A 24436-nucleotide genomic window follows, 5' to 3' on the forward strand; every position below is an offset into this window, starting at 1 on the left:
TTATTCGTTACTTAGTGTTTTAGATGGATTAGTATTAGCGGTTCGTATGGAAAGCCCACTTATGATACTCACACTTATTAGAAGCGTAATTACTCCTGCTATGATAAATGCGAACAAATCCATTGAAATCTTATAAACAAAAGCATCTAACCATTGAGTGATGAGATAGTACGCCAGGGGAGCTGCGATGACAAAACTTATCAAAATGATCAATACAAACTGACGATTTATTAAAGACACTATGGACGATACCGAAGCACCAAGAACTTTTCGGATGCTTATTTCTTTTTGTTTTTGCTGTAAGAGGAGAGCTGTCAATCCATACAGGCCTAAAGCACACAGCAATATGCTAATGATCGAATAGATAGTCGACATGCCTAACAACTGTGTCTCTTTTTGATATTGCCTGTCAAACCACTCATCGACAAAGTAAAAATCAATTGGTGTTCGACTGGCAAGATTGTCCCATACATCTAAAATATAGGCAATCGTTTCTCGCTGATTGGTACCAGATATCTTAACCGATGAATTCCATATTGAGGTAGTATTCAAATACAAAATGGTGGGTTCGATTGTAGCGGTTGCCAATGAACCATAGTGAAAATCATCAACCACACCTATGATGATTGCTGGTTCACCATCTTCACTGAATCGAATGTGTTTACCAATTGGATCTTCCCAGCCGAGGTAATCTACCATAGCCTGATTGATCACCAGGTTATTAGAATCAGCTAATGACTTTTTGAAAAACGTACGACCGTAATTAAGTTCCATTCCATAGGTGTCAAAGAAGTCCTGATCTACTCCAAAAATTCGTGTGGTTACCTCATCTGCATATCCTTCCGGAATGACAGTTGTAGAGAAGATGCCGGAGCCAACAGCTGATCGCGATGTAGAAATCATTTGAATGTTGGGATTCTTCAATAATTCTGTTTCAAACACATCAATTTTTTGATCTACCTCATTGTTCACATCGATCACCATCACCTGTTCTTTATCGAAGCCCAAAGGTTTGTTTTTTAAGTAGTCCGTTTGCCTGATAACAACAATGGTGCAGACAATGAGGAAAATTGAAATGGCGTATTGCAAAGTCAGCAAAACCTTTCTAAACCAGCCGGTAGAACCAACCGGGGATGAGCCTTGCAAAATGGAAGAAATAGGAGGTGAGGAAAGGACGATTGCAGGATACAACCCAACAAAAAAGCTGATAGTCAGGATAAAAGAGACGGCTGTACCAATCACTATCGGTTGGAATAAAGCAGAGATAGCCAGCTCTTTGCCAAGCAATGGATTGGTTTGCGGAATGATGAAGACCAAAAGCATAAAACTCGCAACGGTTGCGATTAATGTGCTAATAAACGTCTCCGCAACAAATCGACCCATTAGCTGACTTCTTGTAGATCCCATGACCTTTCGGACACCCACTTCCGTATGCGTTTCAGTAGCTCTGGACAGCATGATGTTGACATAATTGACACTGGCAATAAGAAAGACGAGTAATGCAGAAAAGCTAAGTGTGTAAACGAAAGTGATACTGCCAGCTTTCATTCGACGACCGTCTCGAATATTGTCACCGTACAGGTACATTTTTTTTAATGGCATCAGTTGGAGGAAGTATTTGTCTGCTCGTTCTTCAAAATGCCTGTTCATCATATCAGGCAGTTTTTCCACGACACTTTCCGGACGGGTTCCTTCTGATAATTTCACAAAGGTGAAGATCCCTTGAGCCAGCCAATTGTTCATCCAGGTATAGGCAAGAGGGCCCACATTTGGAACGGTGGTGCTCCAGGAAACCAGCGCGTCAAATTGTAGCGAAGATCTTCTGTCCACATCGGCAAAAACACCGGTAACCGTGTAGTTCAGGTCATGAAGACCAACAACTACTTGCCCAATAGGATTTTGATCTTCGAAAATTGCTTTGGCTAGTGATTCACTAATTACAATAGAAGAAGGAGCGGTCAGTACTGTGGCTGGATCGCCTTTAAGAAGCGAAAAGTCAAAAAATTGAAAAAAAGTTGAATCTGCAAAATATAGGTTCTCGGTCCCGAAATTATGCTGATCGAATGAAATGATGGCCTTAGAAAACCATGGACACACTCTTACATATTCTTGCACTTCGGCATATTCGTCCGTCATGGTTGGCCCCATCATACCGGACGTTTCGTATGTGAGGTGATCAATGTTCTCCGCTGGGTTTATGTAATGCTTGTAAAGTCGATAGGTTTTATCTATTTCGCTGTGCTGCTTATCAAATTGCAATTCATCAAGCACATAAATCAATGCAAATAATGCGCATGTAATGGCCGTAATCAAACCGACAAGATTGATGGCGAAGAAGGATTTATGCCTTTTCAATGAACGAAAAGAAGTGAGGAGGTAGTTGTGCCAGATCGCTTTCATATTTGAAACTCTTTTAGATTGTTTTTTGAATCGCATCCTAAAAAAGCCAATCGCTTGAAACAAGTAAATAACTTTGGCTTTTCTTGGACCTTTCAATTCTACATTTTCAAAGAATAACTCTTCCAGATCACCGGAAATACCTTCAAATAGAAAAGGCTCGCAGTATCGACTTACTAGTTTCTGAATCCAACCAGGTGGTTTGATTTTGTCTTCGCTCATGTCGTGATTAACTCCATGTTGTTGGTAAGGTTACTAAATCTTTCGTATTTGTAGAAATTGAATGATAAAATGTTAGAACGGAGGTTTATTTAATATGTTTCGTTTTTGTAGAAATTGATTCAAAAAAACTCTTGGAGATATTGAAGAGGGTCTTAAAATACCACTAAGCAAAAAACAAAGAGCCCCGGAGAAACTCCGCGGGCTCTTTTTAAAATTAACCTGAGTATTACCTTTTAATTCTTAGCTTTCTCCACACTCATCTTCCCACTCATCCCAGATCTCACCAAGATCAACTTCTTCGGAAATCCCATTTTCTGTTACAGTCACTATGTTGTCGCAATCTCCACCGCCATAGTTGATACTGTAAGTTCCGGTTTGATCACCTACTGTATAGCTTCCTGATTCTTGTCCACTGACATAAATCCAGGTTCCTTCTTCCTCACAGTCAAAATCATAATACAGTGGAATATCTACCTGGGCATTGAATGATTCACCGGTACTCACCGAAATAGACTCTGATCTGCTCTTCACTGTGTAACCATCCTGATCGACTTCTTCTGATCCCTGAGCTACATAGTCAACTTCTACAAGTCGCTCGCCGGTAGATACTTCAACAGTACTGTCGTGACCATATTCCATGTAGCTAGTTTTTAAGTCAGCGCTAAACTGGTAGCTCGCATTGTAATAGTACTGAGTAGAATCTGTAGGCTCTGATGTATCACTGATTTCTTCCCATGTACCGCTGTAGCTATGCGTACCATCTATGGTCCAGTCGTGACCTCCGAAATTTGTGTATGTAGCCGTAGCGCTAAAACTAGATTCTGAGTATGACCCTGTTTCTACCAGCTTACCTTTTAGGAATTGACCGTAGTAATCACAGCCATCACCAAAGTCGAGTGTGTAGGTATAATTTCCATTGCCATCATCTTCCCATGTTTGCACGAGACATGAAGGAGGTTCAGAATCTGTAGAGTCAGTTGATGTCCTTCCTGAATTTCTAAACATCGCCAAAGGAGATTTAGCAGACCTGCCGCTTCTTCCGTTTTGGAAGTTTCCAAAAAGTGCTCCCATTGGACCACCGATTCCATTACTTCTTAATTTGTCAAGTGCTGAGTTTGAATTAACTAGCAAGTTCTGAGCAACGATATTTTCTTGATCTGGATTGATAGCTTCTGAATCTTCACTACAAGACCATGCCAGTACAGCTATAACAATCCAAAGTTTAGCAATAATTGATTTCTTAGTTTTCATGCGTTTCGAATTTTTGTGTTCGATAGTGGTACATGCGCTAAGAAAATTACCCTACCGAAAAATTCGATTTTTTTAGAAAAGCGCCTTTAGAAGCGAATATTAAAGAAAAAGTTCGGAGTAAATCCTAGCAAATAAGTATCAAGCGGAACAACTTCCAATTCATCTGTAGCGCCAGCAACATCACTTTGTTCACCAAAAACGTATCGCACGGTAAACTTTCTTGATTTAATGTTTCTGTGATTTAAAACATTGAAAAATGTGACACCCGATTCACAGGTGAGACTACCGATTTTGAAGTTGTACTTTGCTGAAAGATCCAGTCTCTTATAGCCAGGAAGCCGAGCTTTATTGATTCGGGTGAGATCGTAAAAAGACACAGAGTCATTATTGATGTTGTATTCAGGATTTGATGGCGTATAGGATTGACCAGAACCTAGCAATAGCACACTAGATAATTCCCATTTACCTAGCTTCAAGATATTGGTAAAGTTTAGCTCATGACGCTGGTCTTGAACCGAAGGATATGGATTGTTTTGATTTCTATACCAGAAGGAATTCTCAGACCTTCCCAGTGAGTAGCTGATCCAGGAGGTGAATGTCCTATTTCTATATTTAAGAAAAACATCGAGTCCTTCGGAGTTATTCTCTCCCGCTAGATTAAGTTCCTGCATTCTAAGTGCGTCTATTAACTCTGGCGGAAGTACCAAAAATTGGCTTTCTATGATGCCTTCTGTACGCTTGCTATAATACTCCATATCCAGGGACCATTTGTCCCATCGGTATGTACCGCCAAAAATAAAATGTGTACTTCGCTGGACGGGAATGATTTTATCATCAGCCAAAATCCAATAAAACTGATCGGAGTTTTGTAGAATGGATAATGAAGTTTGAGTGATGTACTGATGATGGAAAGAAGCCGCACCTTTCAGCGCAAATCGATCGGTAACCTTAATTCCAAGATCAAACCTTGGCTCTAAGTACCATTTATCGGTTGGTTCATAAAAGGAAGATCGCAATCCAAGATTAGCGGTAATGTCATCTTTCTTGAATTGATAGTTTCCGTATAAACTAAAAATGCTAGCTTCTATTTCAAGCGTATCACTATATCCGGCAGCCACGGAGAGCTCTTCAAAAAATCCTTGTTTAGTTTGATATTTTGTTGTGATAGAATTTAACTCAACTCCTCCCGAAAGCGTATTTTGATTATCTATGTCAATTTCATTGTGAGACTTTATGGTTACGTCACCAACAGAGCTACCAACTGTATAGTTAAAATAGGTGAGGGCCGAATTAGCTTCAATGCTATCTGCACCAAATGCCACATCTTGAAAGAATGTTTGAGTAATAGATAACGACTCTTCCTCTTTATATTCTGAGGCACTTAAGGTGGTGCTGTTGAACCACTTTGGGCTGAACTGGCTCTTCAAGTTCATGCTTATTCCGGCGTTTGACCAATCGGATCGATCAAATACGGAATACTCCGCAAAATCATCTCCTTCCATATAGCTTGCCTCATAGTTGTCTTCACTTACATAAAAGTTTACATCAAAGACAGATCCTCCATTGAAGCGATGCTGAACTTTGGCATTGATATCGTAAAATTTGAGTGAGGGAGAAAGTCCGATGCTGTTGAGTTCCGGACTTATGGATTCAAGATAATTTTGTCTGCTGGAGGTAAGAAATTCTTCGTAGAGATCAGAATTAATGACATCCGTAAAAGATTGCCTAAAGGCCAATAATGCTGATGTTTTTCTTCCAAACGGAATATTAAGTGTGGTATTAAAAGAAAGCATGTTGAGACCTGCACTTCCATTAAATCCATCTACGCCTCCATTCTTGCCAGCCACATCTACTACTGAAGAGACGCGCCCACCATATTTAGGACCGAACCCCCCTTTATATATGCTTACATTGTTGATCGCATTCGGGTTGAGTGTACTGAAAATGCCGAAGAAGTGATCTAAATTGTAAAGTGTAAATCCATCCATCAATACCAGGTTTTGTGATGGAAGTCCACCTCTGACAACCAGTCCGGAAGATGTTTCATCCGTTGCTCTTACACCAGGTAGCAATTGAAGGGATTTGAAAACATCTGTTTCTCCAAGCATAGGCAGTGAACTAAATTTCTGGGGATTTAGACTGAAAAATGAAGGGTTGGGATTGAAATTATCAACCTCTGCTGTAAGCACTACTTCAGGCAATTCCTGCGGATTTTGATTGAGTTTGATGGTCAGGTTTTCCTGATTTGGAGGCACCTTTAGTTCCACGTTTTTATAGCCAATATAGCTTACCGTTAAGGTAACGGTATCTTTAGTAGGAGGTAAATTAAATCGACCATTCTGTGAGCTGAGTGTACCTTTTGTGTCCGCTTGAACATGTGCAAAGGCTAGAGGTTCACCGCTTTTTTCATCAAACACTTGTCCGATTATCGGCGCACTTTTAGGTTTGATTTTGTCTTTGTTTGGAATAATTAGATAGATGCCGTCTGTTAGTTTTAAATCGAAAGGAAGATCTTCAAATATTTCACTAATGAGCTCCGCTTGCGAACTCGCTTTAATGTTTTTGGTGACAGTATGTTTTGAAAGTGCACGTGGACTGTACGAAAATTTCAAATTATATTTCTTGGAAAGTGACTTCACCACACTTGTCAGTGATTCATTTTCCACTGACATATCAAAATTTTGCTGCGCAAATAAAGCTGCAGTAGCTAAGAGTAAAAGGGTGGTAATAAGCGTTCGCATGCGGATCTATTCCGGTTCCTTAATAGCGTAAACGTTTTGTGAGGTTTTCTCATAAGCGAGACCAAGTGGAAGACACACCATCTCCAACGCGCTCTCAATATTTTTATTTGTAAAATAACCATTGAACATATAATCAATGGTGTCTGGAAGCGTCACTTCCACATCAAATTGTCTTTCAACTTCCCGTAATACGTCAGATAGTCTTTGATCACTAAAATAAAAGACGCCAGCTTGCCATCTACCGACCAGCTCTTTATCCATTGTTGTTTTACGGACGGTGTCTGCATCAAGTCGTATGGATTGGCCAGGGGTAATAAGTTCACTTACTGATTTGGTTGGGATGTCAACTTTAACCTTGCCCGTCTTGCATGCTACTTCAAAGATTGAATCACGGGAGAAGACATTGAAGGAAGTTCCCAGTACTTCTACAGATCCAATGGAGGTTTTCACAAGAAATTTACCTCCCTCAACTACCTCAAAAAATGCCTCTCCATCAAGGTTTACTTCTCGGTTCCACTCTTCGTTGTAGCTAATGCTTGAATTGGCATTAAGAATGACCTGAGAGCCGTCAGGAAGATCAATGGATTTTGATTCCGCTACCAATGTGTTTGTACTGATAATTGTGGGCGGACGAGTATCATTTAATAGAAAAACGAAAGTTGCTATCAATAGGAGAGATGCTGCGATGCTTATATAGGTCCAAAGCGGAATTGAAGCTTTCTTTTCCTTTGAGATTTCTTCATCAATGTTATTCCAAATATCTTCTTTGGTCTTGCTGTGAGGCACGCGTGCATGAGAAGCTTTCTTCAGGAAATCCCCAAGCTCGTCATTCACGTTATTTGATTCGTGATTTAGTAAGTCTTTATATTTATCTAAATCATCCATATTTAAATCTTCATCCCCAAACTCTCCCTAATTATACCTAGTGTCTTGCTCATTCGTTTTTCTATTGCTTTGACGCTGAGACCCAGCCTCTCTGCAATTTCTGCGTATTTCAATTTATCTATCCTGTTCATTAAAAACACTTCCCTACAGTCAGCAGGTAGGCTTTCAATTACATCATTCAGTTTTTTTTCAAATTCAGCTTCTTCCATTTGAAATTGGGGTGAAGTAGAATTTGATGACAATTCAACATTGGCTGATTTTTGATGCTCTCTTACTACTTTCTCATGATTGAAGTGATTCATTAGCAAGTTATTAGCAATAGTATATAACAAGCTTTTGACTGTCTCCACTTGTATGTCATCCCTTCTGTTCCAAACTTTAATGAAAGTTTCCTGCACCAAATCATTTGCCACATCTATATCTCCACATTTGTAATATAAAAAACCACGCAAGCTCTCGAAATATTCTTCGTAGAGCCTTTTCAGGTCATTTTTATTGAATGGATGGGTGACTTTCATGAGTAGTAATACTACTCAAATATACATGTGCGCCCACAGCATTCCTTTATCTCTACAGATCAAATGAATTTTACCCTACTGTTTTTTAGAATTAAGTTTGATCTTCCATGATTTTAAAAAGCAAAATCCGTGATGCCTTTGTCGACTTGTTGCATAAAAAAATTGCTGACATTAACGTAGAATTGGAGGCGGTGAGAGAGTCCGCAACTGCCGAAACGAAAAGCAGCATGGGAGATAAATATGAGACAAGTCGGGAGATGATGATGCAGGAAAGAAATAGGTTAGGATCTCAGATAGATGTATTTACCAATCAACTAGCGGCTTTAAATACCATTGACACGGAAAAAAAATATACAGCAGTCTCATATGGCGCAATAGTTAAGACTGACGGAGCTACCTTTTTCATTAGTGCAGCTGTAGGGCAGCTATCCGCTGATGGTATCTCTGTGTTTGCAATATCGGGCGAAGCACCAATTGCAAAGGCAATGTTAGGGAAGCAAATTGGAGACACCATTTCTTTCAACAGCAAACCATTTACGATAAAGGATATAGCATAAAAAAAGCCGACATGATTGCCGGCTTTTTTTAAACGAGGGCGATTATTTGTATTAATACAAATATTCCAGAGCAGTTACATCATAGCTTCCAAACTCTCCATCTTCATTTGCACTGAAGCAAGAAAGCATCACAGAGTTCGCGTCGAAACCTGTAGGAGTTCCTGGAATGTGGATTGCTCCAACACCTCCGCTACCTTCGTTTCCTCCAGATCCACAAGAAAGAGATCTGTTGAAATAATCCGTGTGACGAAGACCTAAGCAGTGACCCATTTCGTGAGTGATCACGTGCTCAGTTGTATTAGTACCATAGCTACTAGTACCTGATTGGATTTGAATAAACTTGTAAGGGTTTCCACCTGATGGGAATCCTGCTGATCCACCACCTCCACCGCTTACTTTGTAAACGACCATGTCATAAGACTGGTAGTTAGTTCCGAAAGCGAGTGTAAAATTCAAACCGATATTAATTCTATTATAGTTGTTCACTGCCCACTGTAGTGCAGTTCTCATCGTATTATCAAGTGCGTTAGATCCTCCAGTATAACCAATGACGCTGATCGTTTGGTTATTACTCACAAGGTTGCTGGTTCTGTACTGCTCTTGCAGTTGACCGAGCTCAAACGTACTTTCCAACATCTCTCGCATTTGATGCTCAGGAATCAAGATATCGCCCTCCAGCTGATATTGCTTACTTGATACTCCTGTTAAAGGATTACGATGGTTGATCATTTGGATATCACTCACGTCGAATCCAAGATCTGAAAACTGAGCTAAAACTTCATCTGAAATCTCGTCAGCTTGTGGCTCATCCTCTGTCGAACAAGAGGTGAAACCGAATGCTAGAAACATGACTAGCACGCTCCATAGCGCTAAATTTAATCTTCTCATAATAATATTAGGTTAAACATTTACTGCCAATATAAAAATTCTGTATCTGGAAATAAAAACAATATTCTATTTTTTTATCAACATTATCAGTTGATAAACAGAATAATATTCTTCATTACATAACTATAATCCAATTTTTATTTCAATGAATGCAATCAATGGATTATAATATTTGAAAAATACATTTAATCAACTAATAATATTTTTTCATCGAAGATATCTAGTGTTTTATCTAATTTGGCAAACTTATGAGAGGGATAGTTTTGAATGTCTTCATGATTGTTTTGTCAGTCATGGTTATGGCACAAGAAAAGGATGGATGGAAGAAGTATGCTCTGGATGAATTGTCAGTTGAAGAAAGTATTGTTGAGCAAATATTTCTGATGGAGGGTTCCTTGATTGATATTAGAAATTCCTTTAATAAATTTCGAGTCCTACGATCAGTCGATGAAAATCATCACGTTATAAAAGGAAAAATCACGGACGGCCACCGTAAGGTGTGGCGTGTGAAGAGCGAATGGAAACTTAACCTTCTCAATGATTTTTCTACTTCGCTTTATTATATAGTTACTCTTCACTCGTTTGATGAATCAAAGCTTGACCGATTACAAGTTGTAATACGGTATCCAGAATCAAATACGTACTTAATAAATACTTCGTACGATCTAATTGAGGAAGTTTTACTCAATGATCTCAATGTGATTCATATTACCAATAAGATATTTAGGCCAACGGTAGAAAGTCGGGTTATCGACATGAACCTGAATCCTAATCGTTTGAACAGAATACATCATACTTATCCACTCTTGAATGGATCTACAGAAACAATTTCTATCCAGGAAAATAGCTTTGATTTTGAAGATATTGACTTATTGAGCCGTGGCTTAACCTCAGGTCTGGAAAGTGAGGTTGTAGATAATCACGCAACAGAAATGGCAACAATCATTGCTGGTGCAGGCAATTCATTCATTACCGGAAGTGGAGTAGCAAAAAAGGCGACAATAATGTCATCGGATTTTTTCGATGCAATGCCAGACTCGGACCAAGACTATACCACCTTCGGAATAACTACTCAGAATCATTCGTATGGAATAGTCCGAGCAAGCGAATATGGAGTGGAGGCTAGAGCTTTCGATCAAAGTGCATTTCAAAATAGAAACTTACTACATGTTTTTTCAAGTGGTAATGAAGGATTGGAGGTATCATCTGATGGTTTATATGAAGGGATTGAGGGATTTGCTAACCTCACCGGGAATATTAAGATGACCAAAAATTCTTTGGTTGTAGGATCAGTTGATACTGTAGGCAACGTGCCTTCTTTTGTATCCAGAGGACCTGCTTATGATGGTAGAGTGAAACCCGAAGTAGTAGCATATAGTGTAGTTGGTAGTTCCAATTCTGCGGCACTTGTTTCTGGAGTAGCGACTTTGCTTCAGCAACAATATAGAGAAGACAATTCAGGAGATATGCCATCGGCTCTAGTAAAGGCTTTACTAATAAATGGTGCAATGGATGTTGGATCGCCAGGATTGGATTTTGTTACCGGATACGGAAGTGTAAATGCGTGGAGAAGTTTGCAGAGCCTAAGAAACAATCAGTATTACGTAGGATCGGTAAGTAATGGAACGGTAGATTCATTCACGCTGAATTTACCGGCAGAAGCATTGAACCTAAAGGTTACGCTATGTTGGACTGACCCACCAGCTAATGTCAACGATTTTACTGCTTTAATCAATAACGTGGATTTACGCTTAGTAAATGGCCCAAACACCACCTTACCCTGGGTGCTGGATGCCAATCCGGATGCTAATGATTTAGCAAAAGAAGCGTCAAGAGGTATTGATGCAACGAATAATGTGGAGCAAATAACCATTGCCAATCCAGAAATTAGTTATACCGTAGAAATAGCAGGTAGCATTGTTTCTGGCAGTCAGGAATTTTATGTGGTTTGGCAATATGATGTTGAAGATACCTTCGAATGGGATTTTCCAACAGGAAGTGATAATATGCCTTATAATGGTGAGACTGGATCTTACTTTCGATGGACAACAACCAAAAGTGGAACCGCAGAACTATCATATACTACTGACGATACTAATTGGATCATTTTAGATTCAAATGTAGATGTGGAGCAAGGATATTGGAGATGGAATAGCCCGCCGAATGAAGAAAATGAGGTACGCGCCAGACTGGAGGTTGGAGGTGAAATATTTGAGACCGAATTATTTACAGTTTCTGAACCACTCTCGATCGGCGTTGGATTTAATTGTGGAGACTCGCTAATGCTAAAGTGGGATCCTTCTCCTAATGCGGCTAGCTATACAATCAGAAACCTGGGAGATGAAGTTCTGGAAGACTATGCGATTACTGCGGACACGTTTTTGATTGTGCCGAACAAAGCAACCTTCAATAATCGATTTTTCTCGATTCAACCAAATTTACCTGGTGGTAAAGATCTAATGCCATCGCCATCATTTGATTATGCCTTTCAGGGAATAGATTGTTATATTTTTTCCTTTTTCCAGACAGTGGCATTAGATACTGGAATCTATCTCAATTTATCACTTGGTACTACCTATGGCATTGACCGAATTGAATTGGAGCGAAACGATCTCTCGTCTTTCGAAGCAATCGCAACACTTACGAATTTGAATAAAGAAACTTACTCGGTGTTGGATGATTCACCCAATCAAGGATATAACGAGCATAGGGCTATTATCTATTTTATTAATGGAGAGGAGTTAACTCTTTCGGCGGGCACATCCTATTATCTAACTCAAGAACCATTACGAATATTCCCTAATCCTATTCAAGCGGGAGAGCCATTCTCGATCATTACACGAGAGTTTGAGGATAGAACACCAATTTTAGAATTAATTGATGATAAGGGAGCACTTGTGCACAGGCAAGAAGTGCTAGGAAGTCAGGATATCATTCCTACCGGAAGCCTAAGATCTGGAATTTACTTCTATCGCCTTCATGCTGATGGTGAAATTTATTCAGGTCGCGTTTTGATCCGTTAGAAATCAGCTATCTTAATGTCTGAAAAACAGATAGTTATAAATTTTTTTTCATTTTTTTCTGTTCAGCTAAAACTATTTTGCTTGCTGGATCATCCTTGAATAAACCTAGCAGTATGAGAAAGAATTTTAGGGAAATTAATCAGAAGTTATGCATGCTAATCAAGTAAGAATGGCAATAGCATCCGCAGAAACTCTGATTGAAAAAGCAATGACGGGTGATGAAGCATCTTTCAATCAGTTGGTGAATTTGTGGTATAAACGCATTTACAATTATGCGCTAAAGCAATGTTCTCATCAAGATTTGGCTGCAGACATCACGCAAAGAACATTCATTGCCGTATTCAAAAATCTAAAAAAGCTGAAAGATGTAGGGAGTTTTAAACCTTGGATTTATCGGATTGCCACCAATTTTTGCCATCAGGAAGGAAGGAAGTTAGCCAAGGCTAAAACAGTACCCTTCACTGTTACCACAAACGATGAAGGTGAGTCCACTATCAAAGAAGAAGGAGAAGCAGAAGGGGTATTTTTTAATCCAGAACTTAGCTACAGGCAGCAAGAATTAGAAAATATTTTATTTGGCTGCTTACAAGAGTTACCGAAAGATCAAAGAAGCGTGATCATCATGAAAGAGTATGAGGGAATGAAATTTAGAGAAATAGCGGAAATATTAAAGACCTCCGAAAACACAGTTAAGACCTGGTTGTACAGAGGGTTGAAAATATTGAAGCAGCAGTTAGATGAAAGAAGTATAACGAAAGAAACATTGAGTTATGAACTATAAACCAGAAGAATCGACATTGATATCTTACCTCTACGGTGAGCTATCAGCAGAAGAGAACAGAAAGGTAGAAGAATATCTGTCTGGGAATGATGAAGCTGCAAGTGAACTTGAGGAGCTGAAGTCTACGCTTTCCATCATGGGTCAACTGAAAGACAAAGAAGTTGATGTTCCCACTTTTACATTTGATCATTCAGCTAAAGTTGTTGTGGCCAATGGATCAGCTTCACTTTTTTGGAGACAGTCAATGGCTATTGCTGCAAGCATTGCTCTATTGCTCTTTATTGGTTATCTCACAAGATTCAATGTATCAGTTGGGGAAGATGGATTTCAGCTTGCATTTGGAGAGCAGAATAAAGGATTCTCTCAAGTAGCAGTTCAATCCATGATAGCGGAAGCAATCTCGGAAAACAATAACAACCTGAATCAAAAATTAGCGACTACTGAGGCCGGTATCAAAGAATACGTAAAAGATAATAATCAATCGCTGCAGTCTAAGTTTGTCAGCCAGGTGAGTGAGCAGCCAATGTCAGAGTCGGATTTTGAACATGAGCGACAGCAATATCTTTCATATCTGAAGCAGCTCATAGAAGACTCTGAACAATCACATAAAGTATATACGGATCAGATAATGACTGATTTTGCCATCTTTCTTGATATCCAAAGACAAAATGATATGCAAGTAATTCAAACCAGGTTTAACAACCTTGAAGACAATACTGAATTAAACGCATTCAAAACAGATCAGATTCTTTCGAATCTAGGTTCAACCCTTGAAAACCCTAACCAATATTGATTAAAAGGACTAAAAAAATAAAACAATGAAAATGACTATTAAAACCATAATTGCAATCATAATTCTCGCCTTGAGTTTTACCGTTTCATTAGGTCAATCGATCGATGAAAAGCGAATGGATCGTGACCTCAAGATCGCGGAGAATATCCTAAATACTTTATCTAGCGGTGACAGTCGTCTGAGGTTTAGCAGCAATATTGAAAGCAATTACATGCCTGATTACGGAGTGATCTTCAGCATACCCAAAGTGAATTATATCTATGCGACTCGTGCTTCCGGCACCACTATATATAGCGGTAGTGGAAACTATGTGATAGCTACAGCGGATGACGAAGACTCGGACGATGGTGATGGTGTAGCGGTTGTAGTAGATGATGCTAAAAAACTTGACAAGAATAAAGAAAAGATGGAGGAGGAAGCAAAGAAACAGTTAGAGGAGCAAATGACTGTCTTCCTTGTTGACTATGCGGATCTGATCGGGCAATTGAAGCCGTCCGATAGAATCGTTGTTCAATCAAGGGGAAATGATAACCGTATCTTTTATTCTGGAAGTAATTCAGGAAGTAAGCAAAGCACCTTCACAGCGCAAATTTTTAAAAGCGATCTGATTGCGTATAAGCAAGGAAAAATGAATCGCGAAGATGTGATTAAAAAGATCACATTTACTACACCAGAAGAAAGTAAGGAAATCGCAAAAGACCTTGAACTTTTTGCTACGATATTCGCTCGTTTGTACGAACCTGATCTGTCTTCTACTTATTACATCTCATCTCGTACATTGGGCTATACAAGCCTGGAAGGTTACGGGGTTACATTCAATATGAAACTTTATTCATCTACCAGCGATAAGGGCCTGCATACCATTCGCACAACTGGAGAAAGTGGCTTGACACAAGAAGCAAGAAATGAGAAAGTCAATGCCATGTATCCAGAGTTTGAGAAAGCTTTTAAGGAGAATTTGATGGATTACGGTCGTACCATTAAAAGCCTAAAGGCGGACGAAACGTTGGTCATGAAAGTGAAGTTGACAGAATGCAGAGGCTGTGATATGCCAGAGGAAATTGAAGTAAGCGTTAAAGGAAAAACACTGCAGAGTTATGATAGAGGATCTATATCAAGAGATGAAGCAGTCAAGCAAATCATTGTAAAGAGAAAGGATAGATAGCAACCAGTTTTGTTATAAAATGTAAACCCATCAGTTCTCTGATGGGTTTTTTATAAGTCAATCTTTCTTCCCCATCATAAGAAGCTCATTTAGGCTAATCTCTGTGATGTACTTTTTTTCACCTTCTTTCTCGTAAGAGCGATTGATAAGTTTACCTTCCAGAGCAATTTCACTCCCCTTGTTCAAATAGTTTTCCACCACATCAGCTTTCTTCCCCCATACTACTACATTGTGCCATTGCGTATCTGTTACTTTTTCACCTTTATTGTTATAGTAGGTCTCATTTGTAGCCAATGAAAAACTCGCCATCTTTTTCCCGCTATCAAATGTTCTTACCTCTGGATCGTTACCTAATCTACCAATTAGTTGAACGCTGTTCTTTAGACTTTTCATAAATCATGAATTTAAAATAGTAATAATTCATCTGGTTGGGTAGATGAATGCGTCGTTTGACGGAAGCAAAGATTTAATAGTATTTCAGAGCTGGTCGGTTTTTAATTAATAATCGGTGCTTGTATACCATTTGTAGTCGTTCGTGCTTGAATTTGTTGCTACCTAATCAGTGAGGTGAAGGAAATTTCTTAGATCTGGAAAGTCGAATAGGGTGTATTCTTTTAAAAAAATCAAAACAATTATCAGCTTAATACACTTATGTACCCTGTAACCAAAAAAAATCACGGCCATGCCTCAACCAAAAGCTGCTGATAAGCAGCCAAAACCAATAGAACTTGAAGAAGGTAAAACCTATGCATGGTGCTCATGTGGGCAATCAACCAACCAACCTTTCTGTGATGGATCTCATGCAGGAACAGAATTTTCTCCAAAAGTTTTCCGAGCAGAAGAGACAAAAACTGCTTTCATGTGCATGTGTAAGCGTACAGGTAATCCAGGCTTTTGTGATGGATCACATAAAGCACTTTAGCTACCAGGTAGCGTGATCCAGGTTGGCGTCTACAACTGTTGTGGAATCAGCTACTATAGTAAATGGCTGGCAGATGCAAGTGTCTGGACATTGAATCAATGTGCAGACGACTTGACTCTCGTCCATAAGGAAAAAACTGTAATTGCCCGCTGGCAATCGAATCTCATATTTCCCTTCATCATCAGAAGAGAGCCTTTCAATTAGAAGGTCTACATTAAATTCCTTAGCAAGTGTGGTAATGAGTAAAGTAGTCGAGATTGGTCGAGGTTCGCAAGGTTTTACTCCGGGTCCTGGCATGCAATTGCCTTCATAAACTCCAATCGATCCCTTAAGAATTCCTGTGGCCTCATTTACTTGTTGTGCCACACAAGATGAGAGTAGCAAAATGGTTAAAAATGAGGACTTTATAGCTTTGATGTACATACTGTTATTGTGCGAAAAGATCGCTTAATATTTCTTAATTTATCAAAATTCGTCTATTAAATTCTGTATTTCATCGATAGAATGAAACAAATATTATCATATGATAATCCAGTTTGTTCTCTCTTTAATACAAATTCTCAATTGCTAATGTTGTTATTTTAAAATCAACATAATAATATTTTGTATATATTTTAATTGTAAAATAATATTTCAATTACGTATTTTTACAGCAAAGGTTATTGGAAGTCCCTGAAAAATACCTTTATATTCGTCGGATTAATTAAAAACCTAATCGTATTATTATGAGAAGAAACAAGCGACTTGTAAAGGCGTTGTTGCTAGCCTTTGCATTGTCCACTACTACTTCTTTTGCTCAGACCCAACAACAGAAGCAAGAGATCAGCAGCAAGTATGACAAATCAAAACTAACCCAACTACAGCGCGACTTTGCTCAAAAGGAAAATAGCCGAAGAGCGCAAGCCATAAACATGGCATCCCTACGTGGATGGGAAATTCTAAAAGCTAATAGTGATGGATCCGTAGATGAACTAATTGCAGTTTCAGCAGATGGTCAGCCAATCTATTATACGATCTATAATGAAGATGCGGCACGCTCAACACGAGCAGATCATCTGAATATTGGTGGTTCCTTAGGATTAAGCCTGGATGGTCAAAACATGACCGCTCATGTGTGGGACGGAGGTCCGACACGAGTAACTCACCAGGAATTTGATGGTCCGGGTGGAAACAACCGTGTTACAATTAATGACGGTGTGACAGGCTTGAATGGTAATAGCTTCCATGCGCAGCATGTAACAGGTACTATTGTAGCTTCAGGTGTACAAGCTGCAGCTAAAGGGATGGCTCCTCAGGCGGACGCACTTACCCATGATTGGAACAATGACTTATCAGAAGCAACTGCAGAAGCATCTGCAGGTATGCTACTTTCCAATCACTCTTACGGCTACAGAGCAGACCTGGTACCTGATTGGTACTTTGGCGCTTATCTGGATGAATCAAGAGACTGGGATAATCTGATGTACAACTCACCATTCTACTTAATGGTAGTTGCAGCAGGTAATGATGGTAACGACAATTCATCGAATGGAAATCCGCTCGCCGGACAATCAGCTTATGATAAGCTGACAGGTCATTCTACCTCAAAAAACAACATGGTGGTAGCTAATGGTCAGGATGCCAACGTAAACAATGATGGTACTTTCAACTCTGTAGTAATAAACAGCAGTAGTAGTGAAGGGCCAACAGATGATTACAGAATCAAACCAGATATCACCGGAAATGGCACAGGTGTTTACTCAACCTATGACAATGCTGACAATGCCTACAATTCTATCAGTGGAACTTCCATGGCCTCTCCCAATGTGACTGGTACTTTATTGCTATTACAGCAACACTACAACAATGTAAACGGTAGCTTCATGAGAGCTGCGACACTTAAAGGTGTGGCTCTTCATACAGCTGATGATGCAGGTATCTCTGGACCAGATGTTGTTTTTGGTTGGGGACTACTAAATGCGAAAGCAGCAGCGGAAGCCATCTCCGACAATGGAAATGGATCTGTAGTTGACGAACTATCACTTTCAAATGGTGGATCTTACACACTCAATGTAGATTCCGATGGAAGCAGTCCACTTTTAGCTTCAATATCATGGACAGATCCTGCAGGAACTGCAAATACTGGAACTGCTAATCAGACAACACCAGTATTGGTAAATGACCTGGACATTCGTGTAACACAAGGTGGAACCACTTACAGTCCTTACAGACTTACGGGCATCAACTCAAATGGAACTGGTGATAACGATGTGGATCCATATGAGCGAGTGGATATCTCTGGGGCTTCGGGATCTTATACGATCACTGTAACTCATAAAGGATCACTTTCAAGTGGAAGCCAAAACTTCTCCCTTGTAGTAACTGGCGTAACCGGAACTCCTCCTGTTTGTAATGCGACTACACCTACTGGATTGGGATCATCAAGTGTTGGAACATCTACAGCTACACTTAGCTGGAACGCGGTAGCTAATGCTACTTACGATGTGAGATACAGACCTACAGGTGGAACATGGACAACTACTTCTGTAAGCGGAACAACTACAAACCTTACAGGTCTTGCTAGTGGCACTGCATATGAAGCCCAAGTTCGAAGCAAGTGTCCTGATACTTCTACATCAGCATACAGCTCATCTACCAACTTTACAACAGGAACTGTTAGTCTTTCTTGTACGACAACTATCAGTTCATTCCCATATTCAGAAGGCTTTGAGTCAAACGATGGATGGAATCAGCTAGGTGGAGATGATGGAAACTGGGTAAGAGATTCAGGCGGAACCCCTTCATCAAACACAGGACCAGGCTCAGCTATTGAAGGATCATTCTATATGTTCCTTGAGGCTTCAACCAACGGAAGTGCAGGCCAAATTGGAAACAATGCAACTGCAATTCTTGAAAGTGATTGCTTCGATTTATCAGGTGCTACGGGAGCGACGTTCTCTTTTCAGCATCACATGTATGGTTCAAACGTTGGATCGATTACGATTCAGGCATCTAACGATGGAGATGTTTGGACTAACCTTTACTCATTATCAGGAAATCAGGGTAATCAATGGAACGCCATTGACGTTGATCTGAATGCTTATGTTGGGGGAGATGTGAAAATTAGAATTGTAGGAACGACAGGAAATGGATGGTCTAGTGATATCGCAGTAGATGACCTTTCAGTAACTACAAGTGGTGGTGCTGATACTCAAGCGCCTACTGCACCAACTAATCTATCTGCTTCGAGTGTAACTCAGACAACTTTAACTCTTAACTGGGATGCTTCTACAGACAATGTAGGTGTAACTGGTTATGATGTTTATCAGGGAGCTTCAAACCTAGGAACTGTAACAGGCACAAGTGCTAACATTACTGGACTTACAGCAAATACATCTTACTCGTTTACAGTACGTGCTAAAGATGCAGCAGGTAACGAATCTGCGGCAAGTGCAGCCTTGAATGTTACTACACTATCCGATGGAATGACATGTTCTTCTACGGAAACACTTCCATATGCTGAAGGTTTTGAAGCAAATGATGGATGGACTCAGGTAACCGGTGACGATGGAAACTGGGTAAGAGACGCTAATGGAACACCTTCATCAAACACAGGACCTGGTTCTGCTGCAGAAGGATCTTACTATATGTTCCTGGAAGCCTCTACTAATGGAAGTACCGGACAGATTGGAAGTAATGCAACTGCTATTCTTGAAAGCGCATGCTTTGATCTCTCAGGAGAATCTTCTGCTACATTCTCATTCCAGTATCACATGTATGGAAGCAATGTAGGATCACTGACAGCACAAGCATCTACCGATGGTACTAGCTGGACAAACCTTTGGACACTTTCTGGGAATCAGGGTAACTCCTGGCAAACAGTGAATGTTGATCTTGCGGCTTATCTGGGAGGAAATGTGAAATTGAGAATGGTCGGAACCACTGGAAACGGCTGGTCTAGTGATATCGCAATTGATGACCTATCTGTAAGTGCAGGCACAACTGGAGGTAATACAGATGTAACCTTGACTATCGTTCTTGATAACTATCCAGAAGAAACTAGCTGGGAGATCAGAGACGGCGCAACTGTTGTAGCTTCAGGTGGTACGTATGGTTCACAACCGGACGGATCTACAGTAGTAGAAGTAGCGTCACTGGCTACAGGATGCTATGATTTTGTAATCAATGATACATATGGAGATGGTATTTGCTGCTCGTACGGTAATGGCTCTTACAGCCTTACTGATGGTAGCACAACGCTAGCTTCTGGGGGCGCATTTGGATCAAGTGAAACGACCAACTTCTGCGTTGGAGGAGCTACAACGTCTTATGCTGTACAGTCCTCTTCTACAGTGGGAACTGCAGTAAGCGTGAGCATGTATCCAAACTACCGAGTAGCAGATAGATTAACAATCACTTCTACAAGAAATGAAGTGTCTTACTCAATCACGAACCTCAATGGTCAAGTTGTTGACCAAGGTCAAATGGTTGGAGGAAGAGTATATGTTGGTGACTTGAATGCCGGCATGTACATGATCAATATGATGGACGAAGGTGGTAAGTCAATCACCAAGAAGTTTGTTAAAGAATAACCTAACTTAACCTAATCGAAAGCCCTGTCTGCAATGCGGATGGGGCTTTTTGTTTTTAGATGAAATGATTGGAGCTATCTTAGATTGAAATTATTGAGCAATGCAAAAATTGATACTTACACTCCTCATCCTCTTTTCCTTTGAAGGAACATCTCAACGTACAAAGATTACTGCCGAACGACTATTCGATGGAGAACAAATGAAGTCGAATTGGGGTGTAATTATTGAAGGTAATGTGATTGTAGAAGCAGGTCCAATCAATCGACTTGGCGAGGCGGATGAAACCTTCGATTACCCAGGAGGAACGATCATGCCTGGGATGATAGAAGGACATTCGCACGTATTGCTGTACCCTTACAATGAAACAGGATGGAATGATCAGGTGCTGAAAGAGTCGCGCAGCTTGCGGGCCATTCGTGGAGCTAAGATGGCTACAAAAAATCTGTACGCGGGGTTCACAACCATTCGTGATCTCGGATCGGAAGGAGCGGGCTATGCCGATGTAGCGATTAAGCAAAGCATTGAAGAAGGTATCATTGAAGGTCCGCGTATGTTGGTAGCGGGGAGAGCAATAGTTGCAACAGGTAGCTACGGGCCTAAAGGCTTTCATTCAGACTTTGATGTACCACTAGGCGCAGAACCAGCTGATGGTCAAAATTTGATTACTGTAACCCGAGATCAGGTTGGTAAAGGAGCGGATTTCATCAAAGTATATGCGGACTATCGCTGGGGCCCTAATAAGACAGCCATGCCTACTTTCTCTATAGAAGAACTTAAGCTAATTGTTGAAACTGCGGCTAGCAGTGGGAGATATGTGGTAGCACATGCTGCTACAGAAGAGGGAATGCGAAGAGCGACCCTCGCAGGAGTAAAAACAATTGAGCATGGCTCAGCGGCAACGGCAGAAGTATTGAATCTGATGAAAGAAAGAAATGTAGCACTATGTCCGACTCTTGCTGCTACCCACGCTGTGACTCAATACTTTGATGGATGGAATGGGAAAGATCCTGAACCAGAAAAAATTCTCAATAAACGCCGGATGATGAGGGTAGCAATTGAAAGTGGAGTAACCATTGTAGCTGGTGGCGATGTTGGTGTTTTCCCCCACGGAGAAAATGTAAGAGAACTGGAGCTGATGGTGAATTATGGAATGAAAAAAATCGATGTATTAAAATCGGTAACCACTATAAATGCAGAGGTTTTCGGTCTCAAAAAATTAGGTAAGTTAAAGTCAGGATTTCTCGCAGATATTATCATTGTGGAAGGAGATCCTACTGAAAATATTTCTGCGCTTTATGAAGTTCAAATGGTAATGAAAGACGGTAAACGATATAAGTGATGCAATTAAAGATTCCACCAGTAGTTATATTTTTTTTAAGCCTTGGTATAACCTTCGCTGCTTACTACCTATTTCCAGCCTTGATCTATAAGTTCGAGTATCAAACATTGATTTCAAGGATTTTTCTATCCTTAGGTGTATTGATAGCTTTCTCAGGAATCATTTCTTTTCGTCTAAAAGGGACAACTGTAGATCCCACAAAGCCCGATAAGGCTTCATCTCTTGTGACTGTAGGAATATACAAATACACGCGGAACCCAATGTATTTGGGAATGGGATTGGTGCTTTTAGGTGGGATTATCCGCATTGGTAGTCCACTAGCCTTTTCCGGACTGATCTTTTTTGTGTGGTACATTACCACCTTTCAGATTAAACCTGAAGAGCAAGCGTTGCTTAAAATTTTCGAAAAAGATTATGATGACTATTGTGAAAGAGTAAGACGATGGTTGTGATCAGATAACCAATCAAAAGATAATAGCACTTTTATAGTTTGTAAGAATTAAAATTAGAATAGGATGTTAGAATTGAGAACAACCTGTGAGCATTGTGCAAAGTCACTTCCACCAGAAAGCAATGACGCAATGATCTGTTCATATGAATGTACATTTTGCGAAGATTGTGTAAGTAACATTTTACATAATGTTTGCCCTAATTGTACAGGAGGATTTCAAAAACGACCGGTTCGGCCCAGCGGGCAGCTTAAAAAGTATCCAGCTTCTCAAAAAGTTATACATCAGCCTGTTGATTTATTAAAACAAAAGAAGCTTATACGGCTTTTTGAAAAAGTACCAGCTGAATCTAGATAACAAAAAAAACCGAACCTGAAGGCTCGGTTTTTTTCCAATCCAATTATCTACTTAAATGTTTGGAGACCAAACACTGTAGCTGTTTGGCGGGCATTGGATTTTAACCCACCCACCGCTTTGTGTAGTAGGGTACCAGCCTGAATGCCCTGTGAAGTCTTTGATTTGAGTACTGTACCAGTTGGTAGGCACCCAGCGCTCAAGCCATGAGTTGGAGTTGTTTATGTAAACAATCAATCCTGGGTTGCCATTGTATCCGTTTCGTCTGGCTATATACTCATCGTTATCAGTATATAGAATGCTGGTATTCCCTGTTGCCTTGTTGTTATGAATCCATATCAGGTTATTCAACTTGTTTTTATCCAACCATTCTTCATAGTCTCGATAAAAGACGGTTGGAAATCCTTCGTGTGTGAGAATATATGCGTAGGCTAGCATCTTTTTCGATATCTCATCTGTGTCATGATTAGTTACGAAAGTCACAGCTTTGTAAGAATTACGTTTCCACATCATATCATCATTCAAGACGTTGAGGTTGTTACCATCGAAGGCATCATTCATTTTATAATATGCCGCAAAGTCAAATACGGAACTGTTTGCTTCATTGGCCCACCAGTTGAGATAATCAACGTTTGAATCCCAAAGCTCACCTACAGAAAACCCACCAACCGCATTGTTCCAGGCGGACACAACCCACGGTTCAAAGCCCTTGACATAATCAAATCTCCAGCCATCAAAGCCCATTACATTTTTGTAATACTTGGCGACACCATCGGAGCGATTCCAAAGCCAATCTTGCACGTAAGGTACATCATGGCAGAGGTCCGGAAATCCACCAAAGTAGCCAAGGTCATTGCTATGCACCCAATTGGGGTGGAAGTCGTGCTGAGAGCGCGGAAACTTACCCGAGGCAACACCTGTATAATCGGTATAGGTATTGGTGCCTGTATATTGATTGGCTTCTAACTGACCGCCACTGTTGTGATTGAGTACAATGTCGGCATATACTTCCATGTTTTCTGCGTGTGCTGCTGAGATCAAAGCTTCCAGTTCCGTTCTGGATCCGAAGCGTGTTTCAATTGTTCCATTTTGATTGAAATCTCCAAAATCGAAATAGTCAGTCGGGTCGTATCCCATGCTAAAGGGTCCATTCTGAGCTTTTGATGCAGGCGGAAGCCATATGGCCTGAACACCAGCATTTGACCAGTCTGTCACTTTTGATTGGACTGTGTTCCACCACGTTCCTCCGGAAGGTACGTCCCAGTAAAATCCTTGCATCATCACACCTCCTCCGGGTCCTGCTGTGAATGATCCTCTAATGTCTGTCGATTCGGGTTGGGTGCTAAAAGGTTGGCCATCGTGGTTGGTAACCTGAATTACATCTGAAGTTTGTTGAGCTAGTTCAAGCTCAGTAGAAACCCGTTCCTCAGAACAAGCGGATGCCAGTAGGATCAATGTACTTCCTGCCAGCCATTTACTAATTTTTCTCATAATTAAATAATAGTTGATTCTAGTATTTAAGCTACTAATATCAAGTGCTGGATTTATGAAATTGAAGGTATATGTGGTGCCTTGAGGGC

The 24436-nt window shown here is 40.2% G+C and carries 18 protein-coding genes; 9 read left to right on the top strand and 9 right to left on the bottom strand.

Features of this window, described 5'->3' with window-relative positions; all coding sequences use genetic code 11:
• From ABJG98_RS09650 to ABJG98_RS09670, 5 genes are all read right to left on the bottom strand, one after another.
• Positions 1–2619: an ABC transporter permease gene (locus tag ABJG98_RS09650; protein ID WP_348279301.1), complete on the bottom strand. Its 2619-nt coding sequence runs from the start codon at positions 2617–2619 to the stop codon at positions 1–3.
• 240 nt (positions 2620–2859) lie between these two features.
• Positions 2860–3870: a hypothetical protein gene (locus ABJG98_RS09655; protein WP_348279302.1), complete on the bottom strand. Its 1011-nt coding sequence runs from the start codon at positions 3868–3870 to the stop codon at positions 2860–2862.
• An 86-nt stretch (positions 3871–3956) separates the two neighbouring features.
• The gene (locus ABJG98_RS09660; RefSeq protein ID WP_348279303.1) at positions 3957–6611 is read right to left on the bottom strand and encodes a carboxypeptidase-like regulatory domain-containing protein; all 2655 of its coding nucleotides are present in this window, start codon (positions 6609–6611) and stop codon (positions 3957–3959) included.
• A 6-nt stretch (positions 6612–6617) separates the two neighbouring features.
• Entirely contained in the window at positions 6618–7496 is an 879-nt protein-coding gene (locus tag ABJG98_RS09665) for a FecR domain-containing protein (RefSeq protein WP_348279304.1), read from the bottom strand.
• Positions 7497–7498: 2 nt separating this feature from the next.
• Positions 7499–8014: an RNA polymerase sigma-70 factor gene (locus ABJG98_RS09670; RefSeq protein ID WP_348279305.1), complete on the bottom strand. Its 516-nt coding sequence runs from the start codon at positions 8012–8014 to the stop codon at positions 7499–7501.
• Positions 8015–8121: 107 nt separating this feature from the next.
• On the opposite strand from ABJG98_RS09670, the gene ABJG98_RS09675 reads away from it, so the two are divergent.
• Entirely contained in the window at positions 8122–8571 is a 450-nt protein-coding gene (locus ABJG98_RS09675; protein WP_348279306.1) for a hypothetical protein, read from the top strand.
• Between the two features lie 51 nt (positions 8572–8622).
• Here the strand turns inward: ABJG98_RS09675 and ABJG98_RS09680 are convergent, their stop codons facing one another.
• On the bottom strand, positions 8623–9459 hold the full coding sequence (locus ABJG98_RS09680) for a M57 family metalloprotease (protein ID WP_348279307.1): 837 nt from the start codon (positions 9457–9459) through the stop codon (positions 8623–8625).
• 248 nt (positions 9460–9707) lie between these two features.
• Between ABJG98_RS09680 and ABJG98_RS09685 the strand changes: the two genes are divergently transcribed.
• From ABJG98_RS09685 to ABJG98_RS09700, 4 genes are all read left to right on the top strand, one after another.
• Positions 9708–12482, top strand: coding sequence for a S8 family peptidase (locus tag ABJG98_RS09685; protein WP_348279308.1), 2775 nt, complete (start codon positions 9708–9710; stop codon positions 12480–12482).
• 169 nt (positions 12483–12651) lie between these two features.
• Entirely contained in the window at positions 12652–13263 is a 612-nt protein-coding gene (locus ABJG98_RS09690; protein ID WP_348279309.1) for an RNA polymerase sigma factor, read from the top strand.
• A complete protein-coding gene (locus tag ABJG98_RS09695) occupies positions 13253–14056 on the top strand; it encodes a hypothetical protein (RefSeq protein WP_348279310.1) in 804 nt (267 codons plus the stop codon). The genes ABJG98_RS09690 and ABJG98_RS09695 overlap by 11 nt, the downstream gene beginning before the upstream one ends.
• Positions 14057–14087: 31 nt before the next feature.
• Positions 14088–15221 (top strand): hypothetical protein, encoded by a 1134-nt coding sequence (locus ABJG98_RS09700; protein WP_348279311.1) that lies wholly within the window; start codon positions 14088–14090, stop codon positions 15219–15221.
• Between the two features lie 57 nt (positions 15222–15278).
• Here ABJG98_RS09700 and ssb read toward each other — a convergent pair whose 3' ends face one another.
• The gene (ssb, locus tag ABJG98_RS09705; RefSeq protein WP_348279312.1) at positions 15279–15614 is read right to left on the bottom strand and encodes a single-stranded DNA-binding protein; all 336 of its coding nucleotides are present in this window, start codon (positions 15612–15614) and stop codon (positions 15279–15281) included.
• Between the two features lie 289 nt (positions 15615–15903).
• Between ssb and ABJG98_RS09710 the strand changes: the two genes are divergently transcribed.
• A complete protein-coding gene (locus ABJG98_RS09710) occupies positions 15904–16143 on the top strand; it encodes a CDGSH iron-sulfur domain-containing protein (protein ID WP_348279313.1) in 240 nt (79 codons plus the stop codon).
• Here the strand turns inward: ABJG98_RS09710 and ABJG98_RS09715 are convergent, their stop codons facing one another.
• Complete coding sequence (locus ABJG98_RS09715; RefSeq protein WP_348279314.1) at positions 16144–16566, bottom strand: hypothetical protein; 423 nt, start codon at positions 16564–16566, stop codon at positions 16144–16146. It lies immediately after the preceding gene.
• Positions 16567–16868: 302 nt separating this feature from the next.
• On the opposite strand from ABJG98_RS09715, the gene ABJG98_RS09720 reads away from it, so the two are divergent.
• The 3 genes from ABJG98_RS09720 to ABJG98_RS09730 all read left to right on the top strand — a co-directional run bounded on the left by ABJG98_RS09720 (position 16869) and on the right by ABJG98_RS09730 (position 22505).
• Positions 16869–20714, top strand: a complete 3846-nt coding sequence (locus ABJG98_RS09720; protein ID WP_348279315.1) for a S8 family serine peptidase — start codon at positions 16869–16871, stop codon at positions 20712–20714.
• 100 nt (positions 20715–20814) lie between these two features.
• Positions 20815–22053: an amidohydrolase family protein gene (locus tag ABJG98_RS09725; RefSeq protein ID WP_348279316.1), complete on the top strand. Its 1239-nt coding sequence runs from the start codon at positions 20815–20817 to the stop codon at positions 22051–22053.
• Positions 22053–22505: an isoprenylcysteine carboxylmethyltransferase family protein gene (locus tag ABJG98_RS09730; protein WP_348279317.1), complete on the top strand. Its 453-nt coding sequence runs from the start codon at positions 22053–22055 to the stop codon at positions 22503–22505. Before ABJG98_RS09725 ends, ABJG98_RS09730 begins: the two co-directional genes overlap by 1 nt.
• Positions 22506–22910: 405 nt before the next feature.
• On the opposite strand, the gene ABJG98_RS09735 is transcribed toward ABJG98_RS09730, so the two are convergent.
• Complete coding sequence (locus ABJG98_RS09735; protein ID WP_348279318.1) at positions 22911–24347, bottom strand: alpha-amylase; 1437 nt, start codon at positions 24345–24347, stop codon at positions 22911–22913.
• Between the last annotated feature and the right edge of the window lie 89 nt (positions 24348–24436).

Source organism: Ekhidna sp., assembly GCF_039960695.1.
In the GTDB taxonomy this organism is placed as follows: domain Bacteria; phylum Bacteroidota; class Bacteroidia; order Cytophagales; family Cyclobacteriaceae; genus Ekhidna.

What these genes read in the sequence shown, in the direction of transcription:
- ABJG98_RS09650 (WP_348279301.1), bottom strand. Translation starts at nt 2,619, where the DNA reads ATGAGCGAAGACAAAATCAAACCACCTGGTTGGATTCAGAAACTAGTA.
- ABJG98_RS09655 (WP_348279302.1), bottom strand. Translation starts at nt 3,870, where the DNA reads ATGAAAACTAAGAAATCAATTATTGCTAAACTTTGGATTGTTATAGCT.
- ABJG98_RS09660 (WP_348279303.1), bottom strand. Translation starts at nt 6,611, where the DNA reads ATGCGAACGCTTATTACCACCCTTTTACTCTTAGCTACTGCAGCTTTA.
- ABJG98_RS09665 (WP_348279304.1), bottom strand. Translation starts at nt 7,496, where the DNA reads ATGGATGATTTAGATAAATATAAAGACTTACTAAATCACGAATCAAAT.
- ABJG98_RS09670 (WP_348279305.1), bottom strand. Translation starts at nt 8,014, where the DNA reads ATGAAAGTCACCCATCCATTCAATAAAAATGACCTGAAAAGGCTCTAC.
- ABJG98_RS09675 (WP_348279306.1), top strand. Translation starts at nt 8,122, where the DNA reads ATGATTTTAAAAAGCAAAATCCGTGATGCCTTTGTCGACTTGTTGCAT.
- ABJG98_RS09680 (WP_348279307.1), bottom strand. Translation starts at nt 9,459, where the DNA reads ATGAGAAGATTAAATTTAGCGCTATGGAGCGTGCTAGTCATGTTTCTA.
- ABJG98_RS09685 (WP_348279308.1), top strand. Translation starts at nt 9,708, where the DNA reads ATGAGAGGGATAGTTTTGAATGTCTTCATGATTGTTTTGTCAGTCATG.
- ABJG98_RS09690 (WP_348279309.1), top strand. Translation starts at nt 12,652, where the DNA reads ATGGCAATAGCATCCGCAGAAACTCTGATTGAAAAAGCAATGACGGGT.
- ABJG98_RS09695 (WP_348279310.1), top strand. Translation starts at nt 13,253, where the DNA reads ATGAACTATAAACCAGAAGAATCGACATTGATATCTTACCTCTACGGT.
- ABJG98_RS09700 (WP_348279311.1), top strand. Translation starts at nt 14,088, where the DNA reads ATGACTATTAAAACCATAATTGCAATCATAATTCTCGCCTTGAGTTTT.
- ssb (WP_348279312.1), bottom strand. Translation starts at nt 15,614, where the DNA reads ATGAAAAGTCTAAAGAACAGCGTTCAACTAATTGGTAGATTAGGTAAC.
- ABJG98_RS09710 (WP_348279313.1), top strand. Translation starts at nt 15,904, where the DNA reads ATGCCTCAACCAAAAGCTGCTGATAAGCAGCCAAAACCAATAGAACTT.
- ABJG98_RS09715 (WP_348279314.1), bottom strand. Translation starts at nt 16,566, where the DNA reads ATGTACATCAAAGCTATAAAGTCCTCATTTTTAACCATTTTGCTACTC.
- ABJG98_RS09720 (WP_348279315.1), top strand. Translation starts at nt 16,869, where the DNA reads ATGAGAAGAAACAAGCGACTTGTAAAGGCGTTGTTGCTAGCCTTTGCA.
- ABJG98_RS09725 (WP_348279316.1), top strand. Translation starts at nt 20,815, where the DNA reads ATGCAAAAATTGATACTTACACTCCTCATCCTCTTTTCCTTTGAAGGA.
- ABJG98_RS09730 (WP_348279317.1), top strand. Translation starts at nt 22,053, where the DNA reads ATGCAATTAAAGATTCCACCAGTAGTTATATTTTTTTTAAGCCTTGGT.
- ABJG98_RS09735 (WP_348279318.1), bottom strand. Translation starts at nt 24,347, where the DNA reads ATGAGAAAAATTAGTAAATGGCTGGCAGGAAGTACATTGATCCTACTG.